Source organism: Streptomyces sp. NPDC017979 (assembly GCF_044328175.1).
Lineage (GTDB): Bacteria > Actinomycetota > Actinomycetes > Streptomycetales > Streptomycetaceae > Streptomyces.
On the sequence record NZ_JBIRGU010000001.1, the window covers coordinates 1117727 to 1141884 of the forward strand.

A 24158-nucleotide genomic window follows, 5' to 3' on the forward strand; every position below is an offset into this window, starting at 1 on the left:
GATCAATCGACGCGGGTCCAGGTGTCGGTCTCCGTCCCGCAGGTGGTGCACTCCCACGTGCCGTCCGTTTCCGCGCTGTCGGTCGTCACGACGTCGGCCGACTGCCCGTCGGACGCGAGGGTGACCGTCATCTCCTTCGTCCCGAAGAACGTGCAGGACTGGGTGTGCAGCTTCGTCCTGGCGCTGTACCTGCCGTTGCTGCCGGTGAACTTCATGCTGTCGTCCCCGCAGGTCGAGGTCAGCCCCAGAGCGTACGAGCCGTCGCCCGACTCGGTGACGTCGAAGGTTTCGCCCGCTCCGTTGCGCCACTTTCCCGCGAGGCCGTCGGGCTCCGTGGGTTCGTCGGACGGCGTGGGCTCGTCCGGCCACGTGGGTTCCCCGCTCCCGCCCGCCCGCGCGGCGTCTCCGAACCCGGTGCCCGACCGGGACGTGCCGGAGCCGGCCGAGTCCCGGTTCCACTCCTGGATCTGTTGGACTCCGAGGCCGATCACGACGAGCGCGGCGGCGCCCGCCAACAGCAGGCCCATGCCCCCGCTCGCAGCGGCAGCGCCTCCCGCGGCGGCTCCGCCTCCGGCAGCCGCGCCGCTCCCGCCGGATGCCGCCCCGCTGGACTGGCCGACGCTCTGCGAGGTCGAGTGCAGCACGCTCACGGGGGCGTCGGGCGCGGGCGGGACCGCCGAGGTGGCGGGGCTGGCGGAGCCCGTCGGACCTGCCGGCATTCCGTGCGCCGCCACCTGCGACGCCCCGGCGTCCGGTACGGGCGGCGCACCGACGTCCGGCGTGGGACCCGCCGTACCGGAACCGAAACCGGCACCAGAACCCGCATCGGCACCACCGGCACCGGTGCCTGCGCCGGGACCGGCTGGCCCCGGCACCACCTGCGGCGCGTACTGCTGGGCGTCGAGCGCCGCCTGAGCGCCATGGCTGCTGCCGATCTCCCGCCAGAGCACCACCGCCTGGGCCAGCAGCGTCGCCGCCAGCACCTTCTGGCCGAGCAGCAGGAAGCGGACCGCCCGCTCGTGGGTGAAGTACGCCCTGGCCGCGTTGTCCCCCGCCTGGTCGGCGGCGCGCTGGCCCTGATCCAGCAGTCGGCCCCACACCCCCACCCGCAGTGACCGCGCCAGCAGGGGCGACACCGCCCGAGCGAGGCGCACCGCGCGGTCCGCCTGTCCGTGCCGCTCGGCGAGTTGCGCCGCGATCTCCAGTGCCCGCGCGTGATCGGCGACGTCCGCAGGCGTGACGCCCGGGGCGGTCGCCCACTGCGCGAAGTGGTCGCAGAGCCGGTCGGCGGGGAAGGGCTCGGACACCCGGCGCCGCACTTCGGGCACCGCGTCCGCGGCGCCCCGGTAACCCCGCTCCGTGGCGACGACGAGGCCCAGCCCCGCCAGCTCCGTGCAGAGGGCGTCCGGGTCGGACACGTCGCACAGGGTGCCGACGTGCCCTGCGGACAACTCCGCGCCCTGCAACGTCGCGAAGAGGTTCAGCGCACGCAGCTGCGCCGCGCCGAGCCGCTGGAACAGCAGCGGGAGCAGGCCGCTGATCTCCGCGGGGCGGGGCAGCGTCACGCTGCTCGCCCCGTCGACGCGGGCGAGGCCCGCGGCCCGCAACAGCAACAGGGGGAGCCCGAGCGCCAGCGTGCACAGCTCGTCGGCGGCGGCGCGCTCGCCCGGCGGCAACGGCCTGCGCAGTTCCCTGGTCAGCAGGGACAGGCTGGCCTCGGGGCCCAGTCCCCGCAGCTCCACCGACGTGCTCTCGCCGAGCAGGGTCCGCTCCCGGCTGGCCAGGACGAACGTCGCAGCCGGGGCGGCGTCGGTGAGCGCGCGCAGTTGCCGCAGGTCCAGATCCACGTCGTCCACGTAGACCATCAACTCCAGCTGCGCCAGCAGGCGCTGCACCTCCGTCCGCGACGGCGCGTAGTCCGGAGCTTCGTAACAGGCTTCGAAGATCTTCTGGGCGAGGTCGTCGACCTCGTGGTCGATGGCGCTCAGGAAGATCACCCCGTCCCGTCCGGGCTCCAGGCAGTGCGCCGCGTACCGCAGCAGCGCGCTCTTGCCCACCCCCGGCGGCCCCCAGACCTGCACCAGACCGCCGCCCTCCTCGACGGCCGCTTCCAGGGCGTCCAGGTCCCGCTCCCTGCCGACGGGTTCACGCTGCCGGCGCGGAAGCAGCACGGCCTGCTCGCGGCGCACCGGTGCGGGGCGCTGCTGGGGCGCGATCAGGGTGACGTGCGAGCCGTCGCCGTCGATCACGACGTTGTGGTTGCCCACGACCACGGGCCCCGACGCGTCTCCGTCGACGGACGCGCTGTACGAGTCGCCCGTCCGCCCGGCACCCCGCTGCGGCCCCGACCCGTTCTGCCCGTCGCCTCCGGCCGGCTCCCGTCGGTGCATGTCTGGTTCGCCCATGGCTATGTCTCAATCCCGGTCGCGCGGAGCGTGACGGCCTCCTCGGCTGACCACCTTGACCGGCCGTCGATCTTCCGAAGCCCCTTGGTACAGCAGCGAGTTCTGCGGCCCGGGAGCCCCACCACCCCGTCGGTGAGGGACACACGCTAGTGAGCACGTCTGCAGGCGATTCCGTCTTACGACAGTTTCTCGGCACTTTTTCCACAGCTCGTGCCCACCAGCCCACGGCCCGACGCCGGCGTCCGGGACGCGGCGGCCGTCACGGCTGGTCGTTGGCGATGGCGTTCAGCCGGGCGAGGTCCTCGACCTTGATGGCGCGGTAGCCCGTGGAGATGACCCCCGCTTCGCGGAGCCGACGGAGCGCCTTCTGCACGGTGGGCTCGGCCGCCCCGGACAGGGTCCCGAGCTCAGGCTGGGTGATCGGCCAACGGATCACGATGCCGTCGCCCGAGTGCTCGCCGTGGCTCAGCGCGACCTGGTACAGCACGCGGGCCAGCCGGGTGGGGGCGTCGCACCCCGTGAAGTCGACGCGGTAGCTGTTGGCGGCACGGAGCTTGGCGACGATGGACGCGTTGACCGCGTGCGCGATCGCGGGCTCCCGGTCCAGGAAGGAGAGGAAGCCCTTGCGGTCGAGCACTCTGGCGGTCACGATCCCGCACGTGGTGACCGTCGCCGACCGGGGCTTTCCGTCCACCGCGGCGAGTTCGCCCACCAGTTCCCCGCCCATGCGGACGGCCAGCAGCGCGTCCCGGCCGTCGCGGGTGCGCCCGGTCGCCTTGACCACTCCGTCGACGAGGAGCAGGACGAAGGCGGTCTCGTCGCCCTCGCGCATGAGGACGCGGCCCGCCTCGTACCCCACCCGCGTACCGAGCGCGAGGAGCCGGCTGCGGGCCGACGGGGCGAGGGAGCCGAGCAGGCTCGACCGGGGCCAGGTCCACTCCCCGCCCGCGCGCCGGTCGTTCCCGCCGCGGTACGGCGCCGTGCCGCTCATGCGTCTTCGCCTCCCGGCAGCCGGTCGGACCCAGTATTGCTACGGGATTCCGGGCGTTCAATCAGTGCACAGTAGGCGTCCGACAGACGCGTCGACCGTCTTTCCCCGTTTCGACACCAGGAGGTGCGCATGCATGTAGAGCCGGAGTACCGGGCCCTGTTCGCCGTGGACATCGAACGCTCGGCCGGACGCGGCGACTCGGCGTTCCTGGAGATCCGCCACGCCCTGCTGTCCGCGCTCCGCGAGTCGTTCGGGCGGAGCGGGATCGACTGGGACGCGTGCCTGTGCACCGACCTCGGCGACGGCATCCAGGTGACCGCACCGGCAGGGCTGTGGAAGACGAAGCTGATCCACCCGCTGATCCACGAACTCGACGCCCGCCTCCACGCCCACAACAGGCTGGCCGGTCCGCTGACCCGGATCCGCGTTCGGATCGCCCTGCACGCGGGCGACGTCCACCTCCACCCCGACGGCCAGGTCGTCGGCCGGCCGCTCGAAGTGCTGGCCAGGCTGCTGAACGCCGCACCGACCCGGGTCGCCCTCAACCGGGCCCCCGACGCGGTCACGGCGCTGATCGTCTCGCAGCACTTCCACGAGGAGACCGTCTGCCACGGCTATCCGGGGATCGAGCCGGCCGCCTTCCACGGCGTCACGGTCACGGAGAAGGAGTACGCCGCATCCGCGTGGCTCCACGTTCCCGGCCAGCGGACCGGCGCGCCCGCTCCGGAGGGAGCCGCGCGGCCCCCCGCAACCGCCGACACCGCTGAAGGCCCCGGGACCGGCGCCCCCGTCCGACCGGAGACCGGTCCCGGCCCCGGCCCCGGCCCCGGCCCCGGCAAGATGCGCAACAAAGCCAAGGGGAACGGCTCCGTCTACGCGGTCCAGAACGGCACCCAGAACGTCCGAGTCACCGACCGCAGGACCTGACCCCCGCAGCCCACGGAGCTGCCGGAAGACGCAAAGGAGCCCCGCACCTTCGCAGGTGCGGGGCTCCTTCGTTGGCTGGTGCGCCTAGATCACTTGGTGATCTTGGTGACCTGGCCGGCGCCGACCGTACGACCACCCTCACGGATGGCGAACTTCAGGCCCTCCTCCATGGCGACGGGCTGGATCAGCTCGACGGTCATGGTGGTGTTGTCGCCCGGCATGACCATCTCGGTGCCCTCGGGGAGGGTCACGACGCCGGTCACGTCCGTGGTACGGAAGTAGAACTGCGGGCGGTAGTTGTTGAAGAACGGGGTGTGACGGCCACCCTCGTCCTTCGACAGGATGTACGCCTGCGCCTCGAACTCCGTGTGCGGGGTGACCGAGCCCGGCTTGATGATGACCTGGCCGCGCTCGACGTCCTCGCGCTTGATGCCGCGGAGCAGCAGACCGACGTTCTCACCGGCCTGGCCCTCGTCGAGCAGCTTGCGGAACATCTCGATGCCGGTGACCGTGGTGGTGGTCTTCTCGGTCTTGATGCCGATGATGTCGACGGTCTCGTTGACCTTGAGGATGCCGCGCTCGATGCGACCGGTGACGACGGTGCCACGACCGGTGATCGTGAAGACGTCCTCGATCGGCATCAGGAACGGCTTGTCGACGTCGCGCTCGGGCTGCGGGATCGCCTCGTCAACGGCGGCCATCAGCTTGAGGACGGACTCGCCCCACTCCTTGTCGCCCTCAAGAGCCTTGAGCGCGGAGACCTTGACGACCGGGACGTCGTCGCCCGGGAACTCGTACTCGGTCAGGAGCTCACGGACCTCGAGCTCGACGAGCTCAAGGATCTCCTCGTCGTCCACCATGTCGGCCTTGTTCAGGGCGACGACGATGTACGGAACGCCGACCTGGCGGGCCAGGAGCACGTGCTCCTTGGTCTGCGGCATCGGGCCGTCGGTGGCGGCGACCACGAGGATGGCGCCGTCCATCTGCGCGGCACCCGTGATCATGTTCTTGATGTAGTCCGCGTGACCCGGGCAGTCGACGTGCGCGTAGTGACGCGACTCCGTCTGGTACTCGACGTGCGCGATGGAGATGGTGATACCGCGCTGGCGCTCCTCGGGAGCCTTGTCGATCTGGTCGAAGGCCGAGGCCTCGTTCAGGTCCGGGAACGCGTCGTGCAGCACCTTGGTAATGGCGGCCGTGAGGGTCGTCTTACCGTGGTCGATGTGACCGATGGTGCCGATGTTGACGTGCGGCTTAGTCCGCTCGAACTTCGCCTTCGCCACTGGGGTCCTCCTGTGGAGTGGTTCTGTACGCCTTACTCATCGGCGCCAGGTGATCTTTGCTGGGATGCCGGGGCCCGGGGGCATTCCCCACCGGTACGAACCGGTTCGCTGGGAAATGCCCCGAAGGCTCCGGGAACAAGCCTAAAGCGTGTACTCGGGTGAGTTACTCGCCCTTGGCCTTCGCGATGATCTCCTCGGCGACGTTCCGGGGAACCTCGGCGTAGGAGTCGAACTGCATCGAGTAGCTTGCGCGACCCGAGGTCTTGCTGCGGAGGTCGCCGACGTAGCCGAACATCTCCGAGAGCGGCACCAGGCCCTTGACGACCCGGGCGCCCGCCCGCTCCTCCATGGCCTGGATCTGGCCACGGCGGGAGTTGATGTCACCGATGACGTCACCCATGTAGTCCTCGGGCGTGGTGACCTCGACGGCCATCATCGGCTCCAGGAGCACGGGGCTGGCCTTCCGCGCGGCCTCCTTGAACGCCTGCGAACCGGCGATCTTGAAGGCGAGCTCGGAGGAGTCGACCTCGTGGTAGCCACCGTCGATGAGCGTCACGCGGACGCCCGTCATCTCGTAGCCCGCGAGGATGCCGAACTGCATGGCCTCCTGCGCGCCCGCGTCCACCGAGGGGATGTACTCCTTGGGGATGCGGCCACCGGTGACCTTGTTCACGAACTCGTAGGCCGTGTCGCCGCCCTCGATGGGCTCGATCGCGATCTGCACCTTCGCGAACTGACCGGTACCACCGGTCTGCTTCTTGTGGGTGTAGTCCACGCGCTCGACGGCCTTGCGGATCGTCTCGCGGTAGGCGACCTGCGGCTTGCCGACGTTCGCCTCGACGCGGAACTCGCGCCGCATCCGGTCGACCAGCACCTCGAGGTGAAGCTCGCCCATGCCACCGATGATGGTCTGGCCGGTCTCCTCGTTGGTGTGCACCTGGAAGGAGGGGTCCTCCTCCGCGAGACGCTGGATGGCGACACCCAGCTTCTCCTGGTCACCCTTGGACTTGGGCTCGATGGCGACCTGAATGACCGGCGCCGGGAAGTCCATGGACTCCAGGATGACCGGGTTCTTCTCGTCCGCCAGCGTCTCACCGGTGGTGGTCTGCTTCAGGCCCATGACGGCGACGATGTCGCCCGCGCCCACCGACTCGATCTCCTCACGCTTGTTCGCGTGCATGCGGTAGATCTTGCCGATGCGCTCCTTGCGGCCCTTCACGGAGTTCAGGACCGCGGTGCCCGAGTTCAGGCGCCCGGAGTAGATCCGGATGAAGGTCAGCTTGCCCAGGTGCGGGTCGCTCGCGATCTTGAAGGCCAGCGCGGCGAGCGGCTCGTCGTCGGACGGCTTGCGCTTGACGACGACGTCCGCGTCCTTGACGTCGTGGCCCTCGATGGCCTCGACGTCGAGCGGGGACGGCAGGTAGCGCACGACCGCGTCGAGCAGGGGCTGGACGCCCTTGTTCTTGAACGCGGTGCCGCAGAACACCGGGGTGACCGTGGTGTCCGAGGACTTGCCGGACGCGATGGTGATGCGCCGGATCGCGGTGTAGAGCTGCTCCTCGGTGGGCTCCTGGCCCTCCAGGTAGAGCTCCATGATCTCTTCGTCGTTCTCGGCGACGGTCTCGACCAGCTTGCCGCGCCACTCCTCGGCGGCCTCGGCGTGCGTGGCCGGGATGTCGACGACGTCGTACATCTCGCCCTTGGCCGCCTCGGCGGACCAGACCAGGGCCTTCATGCGGACCAGGTCGACGACGCCCTTGAAGTCGGCCTCGGCACCGATCGGGAGCTGCATCACGATCGGCGTCGCGCCCAGGCGGCTGCTGATCATGTCGACACAGCGGTGGAACTCGGCACCGGTGCGGTCGAGCTTGTTGACGAAGCAGATGCGCGGCACGCCGTAGCGGTCCGCCTGACGCCAGACGGTCTCGGACTGCGGCTCGACACCGGCGACACCGTCGAAGACGGTCACGGCGCCGTCGAGGACGCGGAGCGAACGCTCCACCTCGACGGTGAAGTCGACGTGACCCGGGGTGTCGATGATGTTGATCGTGTGATCGACGTCTTCGAGCGGCCAGTGGCAGGTGGTCGCGGCAGACGTGATCGTGATGCCACGCTCCTGCTCCTGCTCCATCCAGTCCATCGTGGCAGCGCCGTCGTGGACCTCACCGATCTTGTAGCTCACACCGGTGTAGAAGAGGATGCGCTCGGTGGTCGTCGTCTTGCCCGCGTCGATGTGGGCCATGATCCCGATGTTGCGGACCCTGGCCAGGTCAAGCGAAGTGGTGGCCATGTGGCTCAGTCTTCTCTCGGTTCTCGATGGGGGTAGCGACTACCAGCGGTAGTGCGCGAAGGCCTTGTTGGACTCGGCCATCTTGTGCGTGTCCTCGCGCTTCTTGACCGAAGCGCCGAGGCCGTTGGAGGCGTCGAGCAGCTCGTTCATCAGGCGCTCGGTCATGGTCTTCTCGCGACGGGCGCGGGAGTAGCCGACGACCCAGCGCAGCGCCAGGGTGGACGCGCGACCGGGCTTGACCTCGATCGGCACCTGGTAGGTGGCGCCACCGACACGGCGGGACTTGACCTCGATGGACGGCTTGACGTTCTCCAGCGCGCGCTTCAGCGTGATCACCGGGTCGGCGCCGGTCTTCTCACGAAGACCCTCCATGGCGCCGTACACGATGCGCTCGGCGGTGGAACGCTTGCCGTGCAGCAGGATCTTGTTGATGAGCGAGGTCACCAGAGGAGAGCCGTAGACCGGGTCGATGATGACCGGGCGCTTCGGGGCGGGGCCCTTACGAGGCATTCTTACTTCTCCTTCTTGGCGCCGTAGCGGCTGCGGGCCTGCTTGCGGTTCTTGACGCCCTGGGTGTCCAGGGAACCGCGGATGATCTTGTAACGAACACCCGGCAGGTCCTTCACACGGCCACCACGCACGAGCACGATGGAGTGCTCCTGCAGGTTGTGTCCCTCACCCGGGATGTAGGCCGTGACCTCGATGCCAGAGGTCAAACGCACACGCGCGACCTTGCGGAGGGCCGAGTTCGGCTTCTTCGGGGTGGTCGTGAACACACGCGTGCAGACGCCGCGGCGCTGGGGAGAGCCCTCAAGCGCGGGCGTCTTGTTCTTCTCGACCTTGTCCTGCCGGCCCTTACGGACCAGCTGCTGGATCGTAGGCACTACTTCTCCGGTTTCTGTGTGCCGTTAGTAAAACTAACCTGGAACGACGCCGACCCACGCGGTCGGGTGTGTCGAAGCTGCGGGGCTCCTCCGCAGAGCGGAGAGGGCGCAGATTGCGGTGGCCGGTCAGAGGGCTCGCGTGCGGTTGAGGACACGCACAGGAGCCCAGGCACACCCCAGGCACAAGGTCTGAGCGTACCTACCGCACGGACTTGGGTCAAAACAAATGCCCACGCACGCGACAGCCCGGGCGACCTCGGAGAACGCCCCGTTCGGGCGGGCGTGCGCAGGGCGCGCCACGTGCCGCGGCCGGTCGGGCGCGATGCGTCCGCGGCGGGTCGGTGGCGGGGTCCACGCTGGGCCCGCGGGCGGCCGGAGGGGGCCTGGCGGGTGATGGGGAGGCGGGTTCAGAGCGCCCCGGATGGGGTCAGTCCGCGGTCCGGCGGCGGCCCTCCCTGCGGGAATCACTCTCCGTGACGCCTTCGGTGTCGGGCTCCAGGAACTGGTTCACCACCTTGACGAAGACGCCCATCCGGTCGTCGGGGACGCCGAGCCAGCGCGCGAAGTCCTCCAGGGTGGGCCTGGGCTCGGCGGGCGGCGCGAGGTCCGCACCCAGCGGAAGTTCCTCGGGGGTGACCCGTCCGGACCTGATGAGCATGTCGCGTACGGACACCCCGAGCAGCGGGGCGATCCGGCGCATGGTCTCCAGGTCGGGCATGCTCTGGCGCTGCAGCAGACGGGTGACCGCGGCCCGGTGCACCCCTGCTTCGTCGGCGATCCTGGACTTTCCTCCGCCGCGCGGACTGTCGATGTCGTAACCGCGCTCTCGCATCAGGCCCTCGACCCAGCCCGCGAATTCGTCCAGCCCATGAGTCGTCATGCACTGCTCCTCACTAGCTTCAGATGCACACTCTAGCGTGCTTGCGCGCACGGAATTACGTGATTGAGGCTCCCCTGAGCGGCGAAACAGCAAAGATCCCTTCACATTTTAGTTGCGTGCGTGCGCGCAACATGTCAAGGTGACTGCCCATCCCGCTCAGCGGTCACCTGAGCCCCTGGGGCCCCATCCGCCCCGCGGACGCGACCGGTGACCCCGACTCTTCGTCGCCCCGCTCGTCGCGCACCGACCGCCCCCTCGTCCTGGATGCACCGCTCGACCCTCGTCCACCACTCGGCCACTCGGCCCTTTCGCCATCCGGCCCTTCGGACCCTGGAGAGACGCCTTGTCCCTGCCCGACACCTCCCCCTGGCAGCGGTCCGCCGCGTGCGCCGGGCTGCCCCCGTCCGTCGTCTTCGCCCGCGGGGCGGGGCAGGCGGCGCCCGCGCTGCGGGCCTGTGCCCGCTGCCCGGTGCAGCGCGAGTGCGAGGCGACCGTCGCACCGGCCGAGAGTTGGTTCGACGGCGTCTGCGCCGGGCGGCTGTGGCGCAACGGGCGCCCGATGTCGGCGGCGCGGGTCGCGCGGGTCGTGAACGTGGATGCGGACGTGGCTGGCGCGGGTGCGGCGGGTGTCGCCGGCGCCGTGGGTGCCGCCAGTACCGCTCGCACTGCCCTTGGGAGTCACCTGTGATCGATCCCGTACTGCGCGACATCGCCCTGTGGACGGCGGCGCTCGTACGCCAGTTCCCCGAGCTGACGGAAGAACTCGCCCCCGGCCGCCCGGGCCCCGCCGGCCACGGACCGACCGCGCCCCGCCCCGACCTGGACGAGTTGGTGCGCGCGGAGCGCCAGGAGGCGCTGCTGCTCCACAAGCTGCACGGCCTCACCGGCGCCGGGCGCGGCGCGGCGCCGATCCGGCTGCACGTCTCGGACGCCATCCGGGACGTGACCGACGGGGTGGTGGAGTTGGAGGAGGCGGTACGGGCCCGGCTCGGCCTGCCGCGCCCCGGACGGGCGGCGGTCGTCGAGCGGCTGCGGCGGGTCGCCGCGCTCCTGGGCGACGTGGCCCAGGACCCGGTCCTCGCCCGCCACATGCGCGACGAACTCCGCCGCATGGCCCGCCGCTGCGCCCGGGCGCTGGGCGACGCGGAGTCGGTCGTACGGGTCTCGGGCCGCTGCCCGTGGTGCGACTCGGTGTCGCTGCGGGCCTTCCCGGACCGACGGGCGGTGCTGTGCGTCAATCCGGCGTGCGTGTGCACGGAGGAGGGGTGCGGGTGCCACGACGACCCGGCTTACCGGCACGTCTGGTTGGAGGAAGGGTGGCCGGAACTGGCGGCGGCGGCAGGGTGCGGTGCGGAGGAGTTCGCGGCGGCGATGGAGGAGGTCCCGTGCTGATGCCGACACTGGTGCCCGGCCCGCTGGCCGCGGCGGAGGCGGGGGTCGCACCGGCGACCATCCGCAAGTGGGTCCAACTGGGCCTGCTGACGGCGGCGGGCAAGGCGGGCCGGGCGCAGTTGTTCCGCCTGGAGGACGTCTTCGCCGCGGAGCGCGCGGCGCGGCGGGGCAGGCGGGGCGGCGGGGCGAGTGCGGGTGCGCCTGCGGCGGGCTGACGGTACGAGGGCGAGGTGCGCGCCTCGTGTCCCCGAGAGGGGATGCGGGGCGCGCTTCGCGTTTGCCGGACCCTCCCCCAGCCCTACGGACGGTCCACCCCGCGCCCCCTGGCGAGTTGCTCGCTCCGCCCCTCCCTCCGCCCCTCCCTCCGCGCCTTGCGGGCCCGGGCCCCTGACCCTGTCGCCGTTGCTCTGCGGGAGCGTTGGTCTCCGCGGCCCGGTGGGGCTTGTTCACGCAGTTCCCCGCGCCCCTGATTCGCTCCTGCCGTTGGTTATCTGCGGGTGGGGTGCGGATATTCCCCGGCGTTGTCTGAACCTGCCGCCATGGCTCCGTGGATACCCGTTGTCGATCACTCGCAGGGCGGGCACGGGTTCCCCTACGCCCGCAGGACGTGGGCAGTTAGGGGCGCTGGGGTCCCCCGCGCCCTCTGGGCGTAGGCGGGGGTCCCCCCGTGCCCCGTGCCCGCAGGGCACAGGGGGAGGAACTGCGCGAACAAGCCAGTACGGCCCGCAGGCGAACGAGGGGTCAGGGGCGCTGGACCCCGCCCGCAGGGCACAGGGGTTCAGCCGCAGAAACCGAGGCTCCCGCAGGGGGGCCGCGGCGCTCGGGACGACCGGCGGGTCGCAAGCGCGAGGGCGCCCCCGGGCGCACCGCCCCCGCCCCCGCGAAGCGCGGCGCTCCCCGCACAGCGGGAGTAGTTGCGTGCGCGCACGCTCTCTGTCACAGTTGGTGCAGCGGCGGAGCTGTGCCCGGGGCAACCCCACACGGCTCCGCCGTCCGCATTGGGGCGCGGCAGCGCACCCGCAACGCCCGCCCTCCACCACTTCACCGAGGTGATCCGACATGACCACACCCCCGGGTGCCTTCCCCGATGTCGAGGCGCTGGTCGTCGACATCCTCAAGGCCGACGCCGCGCTCGTCGCGACGCAGGCGCACATCGCGGTCGACCCGCCGCCCAACTTCAACGGCACCACCCGCGCGGTGCTCGTCAACCGGCGCGGCGGCGCCTGGACCGGCGACCTGCACGTCGACATGCCGTTGATCGAGTTCGAGGTCTACGGGCCGACCAAGGCCGATGCGCACGTCCTGTGCAACGCCGCGCGGCGCGTACTGCTCGCGGCGATCGGCCGGACGTACGGCGTCAACGCGATCACGGACGTCGAGGAGGAGGACGGCCCCCGCTGGCTGCCCGACTACGTGTACCGCGCCGCCAACCGCTACGTGTGCGTGATCCGGCTCTCGCTGAACGTCTTCTGAGGCCAGCAGGCACAGAAACGCCAGCAGGCATCAGCAGGCGTCAGAACGCGCCGGCAGGCGTCAGGAGACGCCGGCGAAAGCGTCCGATCGGACGCCGGACACCACACGCCCCTCCGGCGCGCCCCCGCGCCGGCCCCGTTCGAGGCCCCGCCACCCGGTGGGGCCTTTGCCGTATCCGGGCCGCTCCCGGCCCGTCTCACCAAGGAGATCACCATGGCAGGAGCCAACTCGTCCGAGATCCGCGTCGCCGGCAGCGGCCGACTCTACGTCGCCGCCGCCGGAACCGAAGCGCCGGTCGCCTTCACCGACAACTCCACCGCCGACTGGACCGCGGGCGGCTGGAAGGACCTCGGCTTCACCACCGCCGACGGCGTCACCTTCGCCAAGAAGGACAAGCTGGAGCCGGTCGACTCGTGGCAGGCGGTCAGCCCGATCCACTTCGTCTACTCGGACCGGGACCTGACGCTGAAGTTCTCGCTGCTCCAGTTCAACGAGGACACGCTGCCGTTCTTCATGGGCGGCGGCGAGATCAAGACCGAGGGCACGCCCCCGGCCAGCACCGACATCTACCGCTACGACATCGCCGAGCGCGCGTACGCCGACGTGCGCGCCCTCGGCCTGGAGTTCACCGACGTCAAGGCCGGCACCAACACCGCCGTGAAGTACCGCTTCGCGATCCCGCGCGGCCAGGTCACCGCGTCCGACGACATCAAGCTGGCGCGCAAGTCCGCGGCCACCCTCGGCATCACCTTCACGGCGATGTCGCGCGGCGAGGGCAAGGCGCTGGCGAGCTTCGTGATGAAGGACAACTCCTACTCCGCCACGGTCTGACCTCCGGTCCGACCCGCGCTCTGATCCCTGCTCCCTCCGGGGGCGGTCGGCCGCGTGACCGCGCGTCGTACCGCCCCCGCCCCCTCTTCTTCTCCAGCACACGAACCGAGGAGTACGCGTCATGGCCCGTTTCGACGTCAACGCAGCCCGCGCCCAGCGCCTGGAGGCCCGCGGCCGCACCTGGTCCTTCGATCTGGACGGCGAGACCTTCACCCTCCCCACCGAGCTGAGCCGCGCCACCGCGAAGGCACTGCGCAAGCTCGACGACAACGACGTGGACGGGCTGCTCGCGCTGCTGATGGGCGAGGAACAGTTCGCCCGCTTCGAGGAGTACGACCTCTCGATGCAGGACGTCGCCGCCGTCCTGGAGGCGTACGGCAAGGAGACCGGGCTCGGCCTGGGGGAAGGCTGAGCCTCGCCGCGTTCGTCGACGAACACGCCGAGGCCCTTGAGGCGGACCTGCTCCGCTACTACGGCGTCGACCTGCTGGACTGGCACCGCGGCGAACTCTCCAGCCGCCGCGTCGCGGTGCTGCTGAAGCACCTGCCGGCGGAGAGCGCCGTCAGCCGGTCCGTGCACGGGGAGGCCGCCGACTGGTCCGTCAGCGACCACCTGTTGGCGGCGGTCGTCGACCACCTCGCGGTCTCCAACTGGATGTTCGCGAGCGCCAACTCCGAGGAGGGCGACCAGCAGGACCCGCCCAAGCCGGTGCCGCGGCCGGGCGACGCGTCGAACGACGCGGCCAAGGACGCGGAAGCCGGCGGCGATGCGGCGGCGCCGGCCCCCGAGGAGATCGCCCGGTTCTTCGGTTGACGCCACGGCCCCCGGAGTCCGCCCCGTTTCAGGGCGCGGCCTCCGGGGGCGGATCCGGCGTGACGCGTTCGACGCGTTCGACCTGCTCAACGCGTGCCGTCCGTTTGACGCGTTGAGCTCGTTCGACCTGCTCGACCTGCTCGACCCGTTCCGCCCGTTCCGCCCGTTCAACGCGCTCGCCCGCTGCCGTGCCCTCGGGCCGCCGTCCCCCTCCGCGGCCCTGGCCACCGGCCTGCGGCGGCAACGGGGCCAGCGGCGGCACGATCGGCCGCCCGCGCTTGCCGCGGACGACCTTGCGGATGATGCGCGCGGCTTGCCTCTCCCGTACCTCCTGTGCGGTGAGCAGTACGGGGGCGTCCTCGGCCACGACGTCCGGCGCGGGCTCCGGAGCCGGCTCCGGAGGTACGTGAGACACGGGAGGTACGGCACGCGCGGCCCACCCGTCGCCTCGGTGAGGCTCCTCTTCGACCGGTTCGCGCGCCTGCGCCAGCCCGTTGACGTGCGCCCGCTCCTGGTGGACGCGCTCCTCCGCGCGCACGACCACCTCCGGCGGCTCCATGATCCGCGTGATGGGCAGCGCGATGACCTGGGCGCCGTCGCTGCGCACCACGTCGGTGCGCCGGGGCGCCCGGACGCCGCGGGCGACCAACTGCCCCTGGGCGTAGGCGTCGGCGATCAGCTTCTCGTACGAGTGCCTGATGCCGGGCAGCTCCTCCGACACCGCTTCCGCCCAGCCGGCGGTGAAGGCGGCCGTCTCCCGCCGGTCGACCTCGGCGCGCGGCAGCACGACGAGGTCGGAGGGGTGCAGCCCGTGCCGGAAGACGAGTTCGGAGATCCGGGCGAAGAGATGCGGCAGGTCAGGGGAGAAATCCAGCCAATCGATCGCAGAATCGTCCCAATCCGCCCCCAAGTTCCCGTCCATGTATACGCAGTGCCTCCCCACCCGTACGGCAAAGGGGCCAACGCCCCCCTGACGCGCGCCTTCTGGCGCTCGTTCAATGGTGCCTGTCCGGCCTTCACACGGTGGACACGGGGCGTTGACGCTCGACAAGCCGAACCTTCACGCTCGACAATGATTCGTACATCAGTTCGAACAGCTCGATAGAGTCCAACGCCGGGGGCCGGCGACACCGTGCCCCCGACGCACCGGCACGTGATCGGAAGGCAGGGGACCATGACGCCTCACACCGGAGGAAGCCACGCGGGCAGCACGTTCCACGACCGGCTCGCCACGCTCTTGCGTACCCCTGGACCCCTCGATGTGAATGCCCTGCTCGCCACCCTCGACGCGGAAGTCGCGGCTCGCGAGACCCACGCGTACAAGGCCGGCTGGAACGACGCGCTCGCGGAACTCCGCGCGAGGCGCGCAGGGCGCGCCTGACCCTCCGGCACCGCCCGAACGCCCCCCGAGCCACCCGCCCGCGTGATTCCCGGGCGGGTGGCTCTCGTGTTGCCGGGGCGCACATGGGACTCCGACGCAGCAATGCGAGGTAGACATGGCTCAGACAGGACACGCGGAGATCCTGGAAAGGATCGCCGACCTCAAGACACAGATCTCCGGTCTTAAGAACCCCAAGGACTACGTCGACGACGGCGAGTTCAAAGATCGGACCCAAAAAATCCTCGACGCGGTGGAGAAGGGCCCCAAACCCCAACCGAAGTCATGGTGGGAGGGCGCGCTCGAAGCCGTCGGCTTCAAAGATGTCGTGCCCGGCATCAAGGAAGTCATCGAAGGAAACAAAGTTGCCGCGGTCGGCATCATCATGGGTGGGCTTCTCGCCGGATTCGCCGCGATCGGGCTGAAGCTCATCGACCTCAAGGTCTGGTTCAACGCCAAGGTTGAGGCGCGGACCAACCAGATCTACGCGACCGACCAGAACACCGGCCGACTCAGGCGGATGCCGCGCACAGAAGCCGAAACGCTGCCCGCGATCCAGGCGGTCACGCCGAACCTCACCCCCCAACAGCTCGACGACCTCAAGCGGGCCCTCACGGACATCAGGGAGCCGCTGGCGAAGTTCAACCTCGAAGCCAAGGAAATGCCGAAGGCGAAGAAGATCAAGGATTTCGCCAAGGCGATCAGCGATCCGAAGATGGACCCCACCAAGATCGAGGGTCTCGCGACGGCCATGGACAAGCTCAACAAGGAGATGCGCGAATACGACGCGAGCAAACTCCCCAAGCCCGCGACCCTGACTCCCGTGACTACGGCCGTAGGAAATCTCGGCACAGCGACCGGAAACCTCAGGGAGAGGTTCGTCGAATTGAAGTCCGCCGCTCTCGATGCTGCCCGCGCCGTCGGCGGCGCAGGTTCCTGACCCCTCGAAACGACAGGAGGCGCAGACATGAGTCTCGTCAGCTCCATGAAGAGGGCGTCCACCTCCCTCAATTCACTCAAGACGGCTGCCTCGGGCGCCGCCTCCCCGTTGCGCAGCGTCGGGAACGCCGGCAATGGTGCGGCGGGCAAGCTCCGGTCCATCCGCTCTGCCGCCCAGTCCTCCAGCAGCCAGCTCCGGCGGCTCAAGACCGCCTGCGACCAGGCCGACCGCGCGATGAAGAAGGCCGGCAACACCGGGCAGACGTCCGGGGCCAAGCTCGGCCGGTTCAAGACCGGCGCCGACCGCGCGGCCCAGGGGCAGAACCGGCTCAACCGGGCCATGCGCGGCAACTTCCTCGTACGGCTGCTGGAACTGTTCATGCCGCTCATCGAGACCGTCGTCCAGATGGCGGCCCGCTCGCGGACCATGCAGCGGGTCATCCGGACCGCGTTCAACGCGATCCGCACCGTCATCAGCACCGTCATGAAGGTCGTCGGGCCGATCATGCGCAAGGCCGGCTCCCTGATCAAGTCGGTCTGGAACGGGATCCGGCGGGCGATCTCCACCGTCGTCAAGGCCGTGGCGACGGTGATCCGGACCTACGTCAACACCTGGCGCCGCATCATCACCACGGTCATGAACGCCATCCGGTCGACCGTCCGGGCCGTGTGGAACGGCATCCGGGCCGTGATCACCCCCGTCGTCAACTGGATCCGCAGCGCGATCCCGTCCGCCTTCCGGGCCGTCAAGGACCGGATGTCGAGCATCTGGAACGGCCTCAAGGACATCGCGTCCAAGGCGTTCAACGGCATCAAGGACGGCGTCCGCACCCCCATCAACGCCGTCATCCGACTGATCAACTCCATGATCGGCAAGTTGAACGGCATCAAGGTCAGCATCCCCGGCTGGGTGCCGATGGTCGGTGGCAAGACCTTCGGCGTCAACCTGCCCACCATCCCCCAACTCGCCGCCGGCGGCGTCGTCCAGCCGCGCCGCGGCGGTGTGCACGCCATCCTCGCCGAGGCCGGCGAGGCCGAGGCCGTGCTGCCGCTGTCCAAGCTGGACCGGCTGCTGGCGCTCACCGCCAAGCGGGCCAAGCTCGCCCAGGCCAAGGCGCGCGCCGGCGGCGGGCGGGCCGGGCTCCACATCGAGCACTACCACGCCGCCGCCGGCAGTGACCCGCAGTCCACCGCCAACGCCTTGATGTTCCTGGCGAAGGCGCGCGGATGAGTGCCGTCGTCCTGTCGGCGGCCCCTTGGCGGGCGCCGCTCCCCTCCGTCCGGAGCCTGGGGACCGACCTGCGGCAGATGTCTGCACCGGTCCGTCGGCTCGCTTCCGGACTGCGCGGTGCGGCGTCCGGCGCGGGCCGGGTGGCAGCCGGCGTGCCCGCGGTCGAGAAGGCGATCCGTACGCTACGAACCGGCGCCTCCACCGCCGCCGCCTCCGCCAACAAGATCGCCCGCTCCACCGCGTCCTCCGGCGTCCGCCGCTTCGGCACCGCCGCGTCCCGCGCCCGCGCGTCCGTCGCCAAGCTCGGCGGCGGGCCGCTCGCCGCGGTCCTCGGCCTGGTCGTCTCCATGGTCGACGTCGCGGCCCTGCTCAGCGGGTTGATGGGCGGCTTCGGCACCGTGCTGACCATCGCCTCCGTCGCCATGACGGCGGTCAACACCGCCATGCGCGCCAACCCCCTCGGCTTCGTGCTGGGGATCGTGATCCCGCTGGCGGCGTACCTCATCGAGTACGCGATGAGCACCAAGACCGGTCAGCGGATCGCCCGCCAGGCGTTCGACGCCGTCCTGCGCGGCATCCGGTCCGCGATCGCGGTCATCGGGCCGGTGATGAAGGCCGCCGGCAACGGCGTCCGGTCGGCCTTCCGCACCGTCCGCAGCCTGATCGGCGGCGCCCTGCGCGGCATCGGCGCCGCCGTCGGCGGGATCTCCCGGGCCGGCGCCGCCATCAGGTCCGCGGTCACCGCGCTGCGGTCCATCGCCTCCCGGGCGTTCCGCGGGCTCAAGAGCGCGGTCGAACGTCCCCTGAAGTGGGTCAGGGACAACGTGCCGAAGTTCTTCACCCGGGCCAAGGAAGCGATGTCCAAGTCCATGCGGGGCATCGGCGACTTCCTGGAGGGCGGCGCCCAGACCGTGCTCGGCGTGATCAAGGGGCCGATCAACGGGCTGATCGCCTTCGCCAACTGGGTCATCGACGGGCTGGGGAAGCTCAGCGTCAACATCCTCGGCAAGAAGTTCGGCGTCGACCTCGACAAGATCCCGATGCTCGCCGAGGGCGGCGTCGTCTTCCCCCTCGACAACGGCGGCACCCCCCGCATCTCCCCCGTCGAGGACCTGCACCACCGGCCGGTGTCCACCGGCCCCGAGATCCCGCACGGTCCGCGCCGCATCGCGCACTTCCGCGAGGAGCCCGGCGCCGGCCCCCGCGCGACCGCCGAGGACCTGCTCTTCCTCGCCACCAGCGCCTGCGCCTGAGCGCCCGCCCGCGCCCCGCGAAGCGCCGCGCGAGCGATTCGAAGCCCTACGAGAGTGAGGTGACGGCCCCATGGCCGAGACCACCAACCCCTACACCGCCGACCTCGCGCCCGGCTCGCTCATCACCCAGGACGGGCAGATGCAGTGGGCCGGGCTCCTCATCGGCGCCGGCACCCCCTTCGCCATCGACCGGTCCGGCCTCACCGGCTGGGAGGACCTGCCGGAGTACGACTCCTCCGACGCCGAGCGCCCCACCTCGCACGGCGCCTGGCCCGGCGCCCGCTACGCCAAGCCCCGCAAGGTCGGCGGCACCGTGTGGATGGCGCCGGAGACCGGCGGCGGACCGGCCGCCCTGTACGCGCTGCGCCAGGCGTTCGCCCTCGTCGACGCCGAGCGCTGGCTCGCCGTCCGGCTGCACGGCGAAGTGCTGGCCGTGCGCGCCCGGGTCAGCCAGCGCGTGGTCCCCGCCGACCGGGTCTTCGCCACTCAGGGCGCGGCCAAGGCGTCCGTGCAGTGGACCGCCACCGACCCGCGGCGCTACCAGGTCACCGAACAGCGGGCGATCACCGGGCGCCCGGAGCCCGAGTCGGGGCTGACCTGGCCGTTGGCCTGGCCGCTGAACTGGGGACAGGCCAAGAGCACCGGCGACGTCGTCGCCGAGAACACCGGCTCCGCACCCGCCCACCCCGTGATCGCCTTCCGCGGTCCCTGCGCCATGCCGACCATCACCGAGCGGATCAGCCGGCGCCGGCTGCGCTACGCGATCGACCTGGCCCTGGGCGAGGAACTGGTCGTCGACACCGGTGAGGGCACCGTCACGCTCAACGGCACCGCATCGCGTCGCCACACCGCCATGGGCGACTCCAGCCCCGAAGAGCTGTTCACGCTCGAACCGGGCCGCTCCGAACTCTCCTTCCGCCCCGACTCGGCCGGCCCCCAGGCCCAGATGACCGTCCGCTGGCGCAGCGCCGAGTGGTGACGCGCACCCCGCAAGCCCGCCCCGCCGCCCGCCACCAGCCCCAGAGGTGAATCATGACCGTACGCGCCACCTGGCTCACGCCCACCGGACAGACCCGCGAGGACACCCGCCTCGCCCAGTCCACGCTGCTGACCCCCGTCGGCACAAGCTCCACCGACCCCACGCTGCGCTCCCGCTCCGGCATCGTGCCCGGTGGGTTCGTCCTGTCCCAGGCCGGACCGATGTCGTGCACCATCGGCACCGGCCGGGCCGTCATCCAGGGCCACGACAACGCCCAGGGCGCCTACACGGTGGCCGTCACCTCCCCGGAGACCCTGACCTTCGCCGACGGCGACCCCCTCCACGGCCGGATCGACCTGGTCGAACTCGCCGTGCTGGACAAGGACTTCGACCTCGGCGGGACGGGGACGTACGAGGCGGTCGTCCGCGTCGTCCAGGGCACACCGTCGGCCACCCCCACGCTCCCCGCCAGCGGGCCGGGCAGCGCGATCCCGCTCTACTCCGTCCGCGTCCAGACCAGTGCTTCCGCCGGCACCGGCGGCATCCTCTGGGCCTCCGCCGCCACCCCTCAGCACTACGCGACCGCCGCCCTCGGCGGCATCACCCCGGCGGGCGGCGCCGGCTTCAAGGGCGCGTACGTCGGCCAGTACCGGGACACCAACAGCCAGCTCCAGCGCTGGGACGGCACCGACTGGATCGCCTATCCGCGGGCCGTCGGCGGCATCGCGTCCAGCGAGGTGACGGCCGGTGCGTACGCCGGTCAGTACCGGGACGCCGACGGCCACCTCCAGCGCTGGGACGGCAACAGTTGGACGTACGTCGAAGGTCGTTCGTCGGTGCTGCTCAGCGCGGCCCAGACGACCATGCAGTCCATCCCGACCAACGTCTGGACCATCCTCACGCTCCAGACCTCCGACGTCGACGACGCCCGGATGTGGAACGGCCGGGACACCTACACCGTGCCGCGGACGGGCTGGTGGCGGGTCTTCGCCCACGTCGCCTGGCTCGGTGACGCGGCAACGGGGGTCCGCGGGGCCCGCGTCGTGATCAACGGCGTGGGCCTGGCCCGCGCCACCTGGCTGAGCCAGCCCAACTCCACCGCCGCAATCACTGTCGGCGGCGAGTGCCTGGTCCGGCTGACCGCCGGCAACACCGTCCAACTCGCCGGCTACCAGACGAACAAGGACCCGGTGCGGACCCTCGGCGGCTCCGGCTACGCCACCACCCTCGGCGCGGAGTGGGTCAAGTCCTGACCCCGCCGACGCCCGAACCACCCCTTCCCGTCCGACGTACGACAGGAGAACTCCATGAACATGCGCAGCAGTTGGCTCAAGGAGACCGGCCAGACCCGCGAGGACACCCGACTCACCCAGATCGGCGCCACCACCCCCGCCAACACGGTGGAAGTGCTCTCGGGCGTCCTGCCCGGTTCGTACGAAGGCATACACCGGCTGTCCGGGCTCTGGCTGTCGCGCAAGGACGCCATGACGGGCACGCTGCACGGCGGGCGCGCCGTGATCCAGGGCCCGGGCGCCCAGGGCGTCTACCCGGTGGCCCTGAACTCCCCCATCGACCTGCCCTTCGCCGCCGGTGACGCCCAGTTCGGCCGGATCGACCTGGTCGTCATCCGGATCTACGACGGCCTGTACGACGCCTCCAACCGCTACGACGCCGTCGCCGAGATCATCCAGGGCGTCCCCGGCCAGGCCCCGGCGCCGCCGGCCGCACCCGCCGCCAGCCTTCCGCTGTTCGAGGTGCTCGTGCCCGCCGGCGCCAGCGCGGGCAACGACGGCGTCGCTTGGGCCACCGGGATCAAGGACCGGCGCACCACGGTGGTGGCGGTCGGCGGCATCCGGCCGGCCACGGGCGAGGAGCGTCAGGGCGCGTACCCCGGTCAGTACCAGGACTCGGCGGACGGAACCCTCCAGCGCTGGAACGACAAGAAGGAGTGGGTCTCCTACCCGCGGGCGATCGGCGGCATCGCGCCCGCCGGCGCGATCACGATCGGCAGCTACGTCGGCCAGTACCGGGACACCGCGGGCGGGGTGCTCCAGCGCTGGAACGGCACGGTGTGGCAGCCGGCGGCGCCGTACCCGGCGTACGTCGAGAACCGGGACGGCGGAACCACCACGTCCCTCACGTACACCCCCACCCTCGCGGGCCGGCCCCCGGCCCCGCTCGCGATCACCTTCACCGCGCCCCCCTCCGGCAAGGTGCTGCTCGCCTACGGGAACTCCGCGATGATCGAGCGGAACGGCACCGGTCAGCAGTTCACCAGCGTGCGCGTCACCCAGGGCGCCACCCTCGTCCAGGACGCGACCGACGAGTTCGCAGCCAAGGCGGCCGGCGGCTACCACACGTCGGTCTCCACCCAGCTCCTGCTGGCGAACCTCCAGCCGGGGACCGCGTACACCGTCACCGCGGTGCACCGCGTCAAGGACGCCACCCAGCCCGGCTGGTTCGACCACGTCTTCATCCGCGTCGACGCCATGGCGTGAGGCCCCCATGTCACTGAACACCCCCTATCGGGCGATCTTCACCGATCTGCTCACCGACCAGACCATCGACATCCTGCCGCTGCGGGACGTCCAGATCGACGACTACATCGGCAAGCCCGGCTCCCTGTCCGGCACCGTGCCGATCCCCGACGCCGCCATCGCCGAGCGGGTGCACCGCGTCGAGGAGGGCCGCACCGCGGTCTACCTGGAGCGCGGCGGCGACCTGTGGTGGGGCGGCATCATCTGGACCAGCACGCTCCAGAGCAGCGAGCGGGGCGTGCTGACGCTCGGCATCCAGGCGGCCACCTTCGACTCGTACCCGGGTCGGCGCCGGATCCGCAAGGACATGCCGTTCACCGACGCCGACCAGCTCCAGGTGGCCCGCACCCTGTGGCGGGAGCTCCAGTCCAGCCCCGGCGGCGACATCCTGGTCCGCTACGGCGACGAGGTGGCGAACCCGCCGCAGCTCGTCACCACCGCCTGGCGGGACGGCGACGAGACCCTGTACTCCGAAGCGCTGGACCAACTCGCCGCACTGTCCGGCGGGTTGGAGTACCACGTCGCCGTCTACCGCGACCCGGCCACCGGTGAGCGGGTGCGACAGCTCCGGCTCGGCGCCCCGCGGCTGCGCACCGGCAGCACCGACATCGTGCTGGACCGGCCGGGGACGATCCTGTCGTACTCCTTCCCGCGCGACGCGACCCGCGGCGGCACCACGTCCCGGGCCCGCGGCGCCACGGTGAACAGCAACCAGGCCGAGGAGTCCCGCCCGCTGATCTCCCAGGAGGAGACGGCCCGCGACCTGCTCGACGGCGGCTGGCCCCGGGTGGACCTCTCCTCGGACCACAACGAGGTCAGCGACCCGGCGGCGCTCGCGTCGCTGGCCGTGTCCACCCTGGCGCAGGCCCGCGGCGCCGTGATCGTCCCGGAGATCACGATCCGGCTCGGCGGGGTCGTCCCGCCGGCGCTGCTGGGCCGCTCCGCGCGCATCCGGATCACCGACGAGTGGCATCCGCAGGGGCTCGACGCCCGTTACCGGATCATCGGCGTGAAGGTACGGCCCCCGGAGCGCGGTCGCGCCGACACCGCCGAGCTCTATCTGGAGGAGTCCTGATGCCCCAGCTCCCCGAGGACATCATCGACCAGATCAACGCGATGAAGCGGCGGCTGCACGTGCTGTCCCGGGCGGTCCACAACCGCCCGGCGCTCAACCGGATCAGCGGCGGCGCGGTGGAGATCGTGAACGGCGGCTCCCTCGCCGTGCGGGCCTCCGACGGCCAGCCCGTGTTCCAGGTGAGCGACGCCGGACTGGCCCGCCCCTGGCTCGCCCTGCTCGCCCCGCAGGACGTCCGCACCACGGCCTGGCCCCAGACGACCTCCGCCGTGTGGACCACGATCAGCCAGAGCGTGAACCCGATCTGGCAGCCGAAGATGCGCCTCCAACTCACCACCCGCGCCTCATCCGGCGCCACCGGACAGATACGGGTGCTGATCGACGGCGCGCAGTGGGGACTCCCGGTCGCCGCCGGCCAGCCCTTCGACCACACGGGCACGGTCGCCACCAGCCTGCCCGCCGCCTTCGGCACCACGATGAAGGTGGAGGTCCAGGGCCAGGTCACCAGCGCCACGGGCACCGTGTACGCCCAGACCCTCGCCGTCTACGGAACGCAGAACTGACGCGACGACCGCACCCCCGCACGACCCGTGCCCC

Annotated in this window: 25 protein-coding genes; 17 read left to right on the top strand and 8 right to left on the bottom strand. The window is 71.0% G+C overall.

Translation table 11 applies throughout. The annotated features are described in order from the left end of the window. Positions 1-2: 2 nt before the first annotated feature. Together ACH4E8_RS04785 and ACH4E8_RS04790 are read right to left on the bottom strand one after the other, a co-directional pair. Positions 3-2405, bottom strand: coding sequence for an ATP-binding protein (locus ACH4E8_RS04785; RefSeq protein ID WP_398444310.1), 2403 nt, complete (start codon positions 2403-2405; stop codon positions 3-5). A 259-nt stretch (positions 2406-2664) separates the two neighbouring features. Further along, positions 2665-3396 carry a Crp/Fnr family transcriptional regulator gene (locus ACH4E8_RS04790; RefSeq protein ID WP_398444312.1) on the bottom strand — a complete coding sequence of 244 codons (732 nt, stop codon included), beginning with the start codon at positions 3394-3396 and terminating at the stop codon, positions 2665-2667. Positions 3397-3525: 129 nt separating this feature from the next. Here ACH4E8_RS04790 and ACH4E8_RS04795 point away from each other — a divergent pair, with 129 nt between their 5' ends. Continuing rightward, entirely contained in the window at positions 3526-4323 is a 798-nt protein-coding gene (locus ACH4E8_RS04795) for a hypothetical protein (protein ID WP_398444314.1), read from the top strand. 89 nt (positions 4324-4412) lie between these two features. Here ACH4E8_RS04795 and tuf read toward each other — a convergent pair whose 3' ends face one another. The 5 genes from tuf to ACH4E8_RS04820 form a co-directional block, all read right to left on the bottom strand. Continuing rightward, positions 4413-5606, bottom strand: a complete 1194-nt coding sequence (tuf, locus tag ACH4E8_RS04800) for an elongation factor Tu (RefSeq protein ID WP_361530331.1) — start codon at positions 5604-5606, stop codon at positions 4413-4415. Positions 5607-5769: 163 nt separating this feature from the next. Then, positions 5770-7896: an elongation factor G gene (fusA, locus tag ACH4E8_RS04805; RefSeq protein ID WP_398444316.1), complete on the bottom strand. Its 2127-nt coding sequence runs from the start codon at positions 7894-7896 to the stop codon at positions 5770-5772. 39 nt (positions 7897-7935) lie between these two features. Further along, the gene (gene rpsG / locus ACH4E8_RS04810) at positions 7936-8406 is read right to left on the bottom strand and encodes a 30S ribosomal protein S7 (RefSeq protein WP_361530337.1); all 471 of its coding nucleotides are present in this window, start codon (positions 8404-8406) and stop codon (positions 7936-7938) included. Positions 8407-8408: 2 nt separating this feature from the next. Then, the gene (gene rpsL, locus ACH4E8_RS04815; RefSeq protein ID WP_003948652.1) at positions 8409-8780 is read right to left on the bottom strand and encodes a 30S ribosomal protein S12; all 372 of its coding nucleotides are present in this window, start codon (positions 8778-8780) and stop codon (positions 8409-8411) included. Positions 8781-9207: 427 nt separating this feature from the next. Next, entirely contained in the window at positions 9208-9660 is a 453-nt protein-coding gene (locus ACH4E8_RS04820; protein ID WP_398444318.1) for a helix-turn-helix domain-containing protein, read from the bottom strand. Between the two features lie 343 nt (positions 9661-10003). Here ACH4E8_RS04820 and ACH4E8_RS04825 point away from each other — a divergent pair, with 343 nt between their 5' ends. From ACH4E8_RS04825 to ACH4E8_RS04855, 7 genes are all read left to right on the top strand, one after another. After that, on the top strand, positions 10004-10348 hold the full coding sequence (locus ACH4E8_RS04825) for a WhiB family transcriptional regulator (protein WP_398444320.1): 345 nt from the start codon (positions 10004-10006) through the stop codon (positions 10346-10348). Beyond that, complete coding sequence (locus tag ACH4E8_RS04830) at positions 10345-11052, top strand: hypothetical protein (RefSeq protein ID WP_398444321.1); 708 nt, start codon at positions 10345-10347, stop codon at positions 11050-11052. The genes ACH4E8_RS04825 and ACH4E8_RS04830 overlap by 4 nt, the downstream gene beginning before the upstream one ends. Further along, positions 11052-11267, top strand: coding sequence for a hypothetical protein (locus tag ACH4E8_RS04835; protein WP_398444749.1), 216 nt, complete (start codon positions 11052-11054; stop codon positions 11265-11267). The genes ACH4E8_RS04830 and ACH4E8_RS04835 overlap by 1 nt, the downstream gene beginning before the upstream one ends. Before the next feature lie 844 nt (positions 11268-12111). After that, positions 12112-12525, top strand: a complete 414-nt coding sequence (locus ACH4E8_RS04840; protein ID WP_361956647.1) for a hypothetical protein — start codon at positions 12112-12114, stop codon at positions 12523-12525. 213 nt (positions 12526-12738) lie between these two features. After that, positions 12739-13356, top strand: a complete 618-nt coding sequence (locus tag ACH4E8_RS04845; protein WP_398444323.1) for a phage tail protein — start codon at positions 12739-12741, stop codon at positions 13354-13356. 121 nt (positions 13357-13477) lie between these two features. Then, positions 13478-13768 (top strand): hypothetical protein, encoded by a 291-nt coding sequence (locus ACH4E8_RS04850; protein ID WP_398444325.1) that lies wholly within the window; start codon positions 13478-13480, stop codon positions 13766-13768. Positions 13769-13884: 116 nt separating this feature from the next. Then, positions 13885-14169, top strand: a complete 285-nt coding sequence (locus ACH4E8_RS04855; protein WP_398444327.1) for a hypothetical protein — start codon at positions 13885-13887, stop codon at positions 14167-14169. 28 nt (positions 14170-14197) lie between these two features. Here ACH4E8_RS04855 and ACH4E8_RS04860 read toward each other — a convergent pair whose 3' ends face one another. Further along, positions 14198-15091 (bottom strand): hypothetical protein, encoded by an 894-nt coding sequence (locus ACH4E8_RS04860; RefSeq protein ID WP_398444329.1) that lies wholly within the window; start codon positions 15089-15091, stop codon positions 14198-14200. A gap of 252 nt (positions 15092-15343) precedes the next feature. On the opposite strand from ACH4E8_RS04860, the gene ACH4E8_RS04865 reads away from it, so the two are divergent. The 9 genes from ACH4E8_RS04865 to ACH4E8_RS04905 all read left to right on the top strand — a co-directional run bounded on the left by ACH4E8_RS04865 (position 15344) and on the right by ACH4E8_RS04905 (position 24124). Continuing rightward, on the top strand, positions 15344-15550 hold the full coding sequence (locus tag ACH4E8_RS04865) for a hypothetical protein (RefSeq protein ID WP_398444330.1): 207 nt from the start codon (positions 15344-15346) through the stop codon (positions 15548-15550). Between the two features lie 115 nt (positions 15551-15665). Further along, positions 15666-16487, top strand: coding sequence for a hypothetical protein (locus tag ACH4E8_RS04870; protein WP_398444332.1), 822 nt, complete (start codon positions 15666-15668; stop codon positions 16485-16487). 27 nt (positions 16488-16514) lie between these two features. Continuing rightward, complete coding sequence (locus tag ACH4E8_RS04875; protein ID WP_398444334.1) at positions 16515-17717, top strand: phage tail protein; 1203 nt, start codon at positions 16515-16517, stop codon at positions 17715-17717. Next, the gene (locus tag ACH4E8_RS04880; RefSeq protein WP_398444335.1) at positions 17714-18970 is read left to right on the top strand and encodes a tape-measure protein; all 1257 of its coding nucleotides are present in this window, start codon (positions 17714-17716) and stop codon (positions 18968-18970) included. The genes ACH4E8_RS04875 and ACH4E8_RS04880 overlap by 4 nt, the downstream gene beginning before the upstream one ends. Before the next feature lie 70 nt (positions 18971-19040). Then, the gene (locus ACH4E8_RS04885) at positions 19041-19949 is read left to right on the top strand and encodes a phage distal tail protein (protein WP_398444337.1); all 909 of its coding nucleotides are present in this window, start codon (positions 19041-19043) and stop codon (positions 19947-19949) included. 53 nt (positions 19950-20002) lie between these two features. Continuing rightward, a complete protein-coding gene (locus ACH4E8_RS04890) occupies positions 20003-21202 on the top strand; it encodes a hypothetical protein (RefSeq protein WP_398444339.1) in 1200 nt (399 codons plus the stop codon). 54 nt (positions 21203-21256) lie between these two features. After that, a complete protein-coding gene (locus tag ACH4E8_RS04895; RefSeq protein ID WP_398444341.1) occupies positions 21257-22447 on the top strand; it encodes a hypothetical protein in 1191 nt (396 codons plus the stop codon). A 7-nt stretch (positions 22448-22454) separates the two neighbouring features. Next, on the top strand, positions 22455-23561 hold the full coding sequence (locus ACH4E8_RS04900; RefSeq protein WP_398444342.1) for a hypothetical protein: 1107 nt from the start codon (positions 22455-22457) through the stop codon (positions 23559-23561). Beyond that, positions 23561-24124, top strand: a complete 564-nt coding sequence (locus ACH4E8_RS04905) for a hypothetical protein (RefSeq protein ID WP_398444344.1) — start codon at positions 23561-23563, stop codon at positions 24122-24124. Before ACH4E8_RS04900 ends, ACH4E8_RS04905 begins: the two co-directional genes overlap by 1 nt. Positions 24125-24158: the final 34 nt, after the last annotated feature.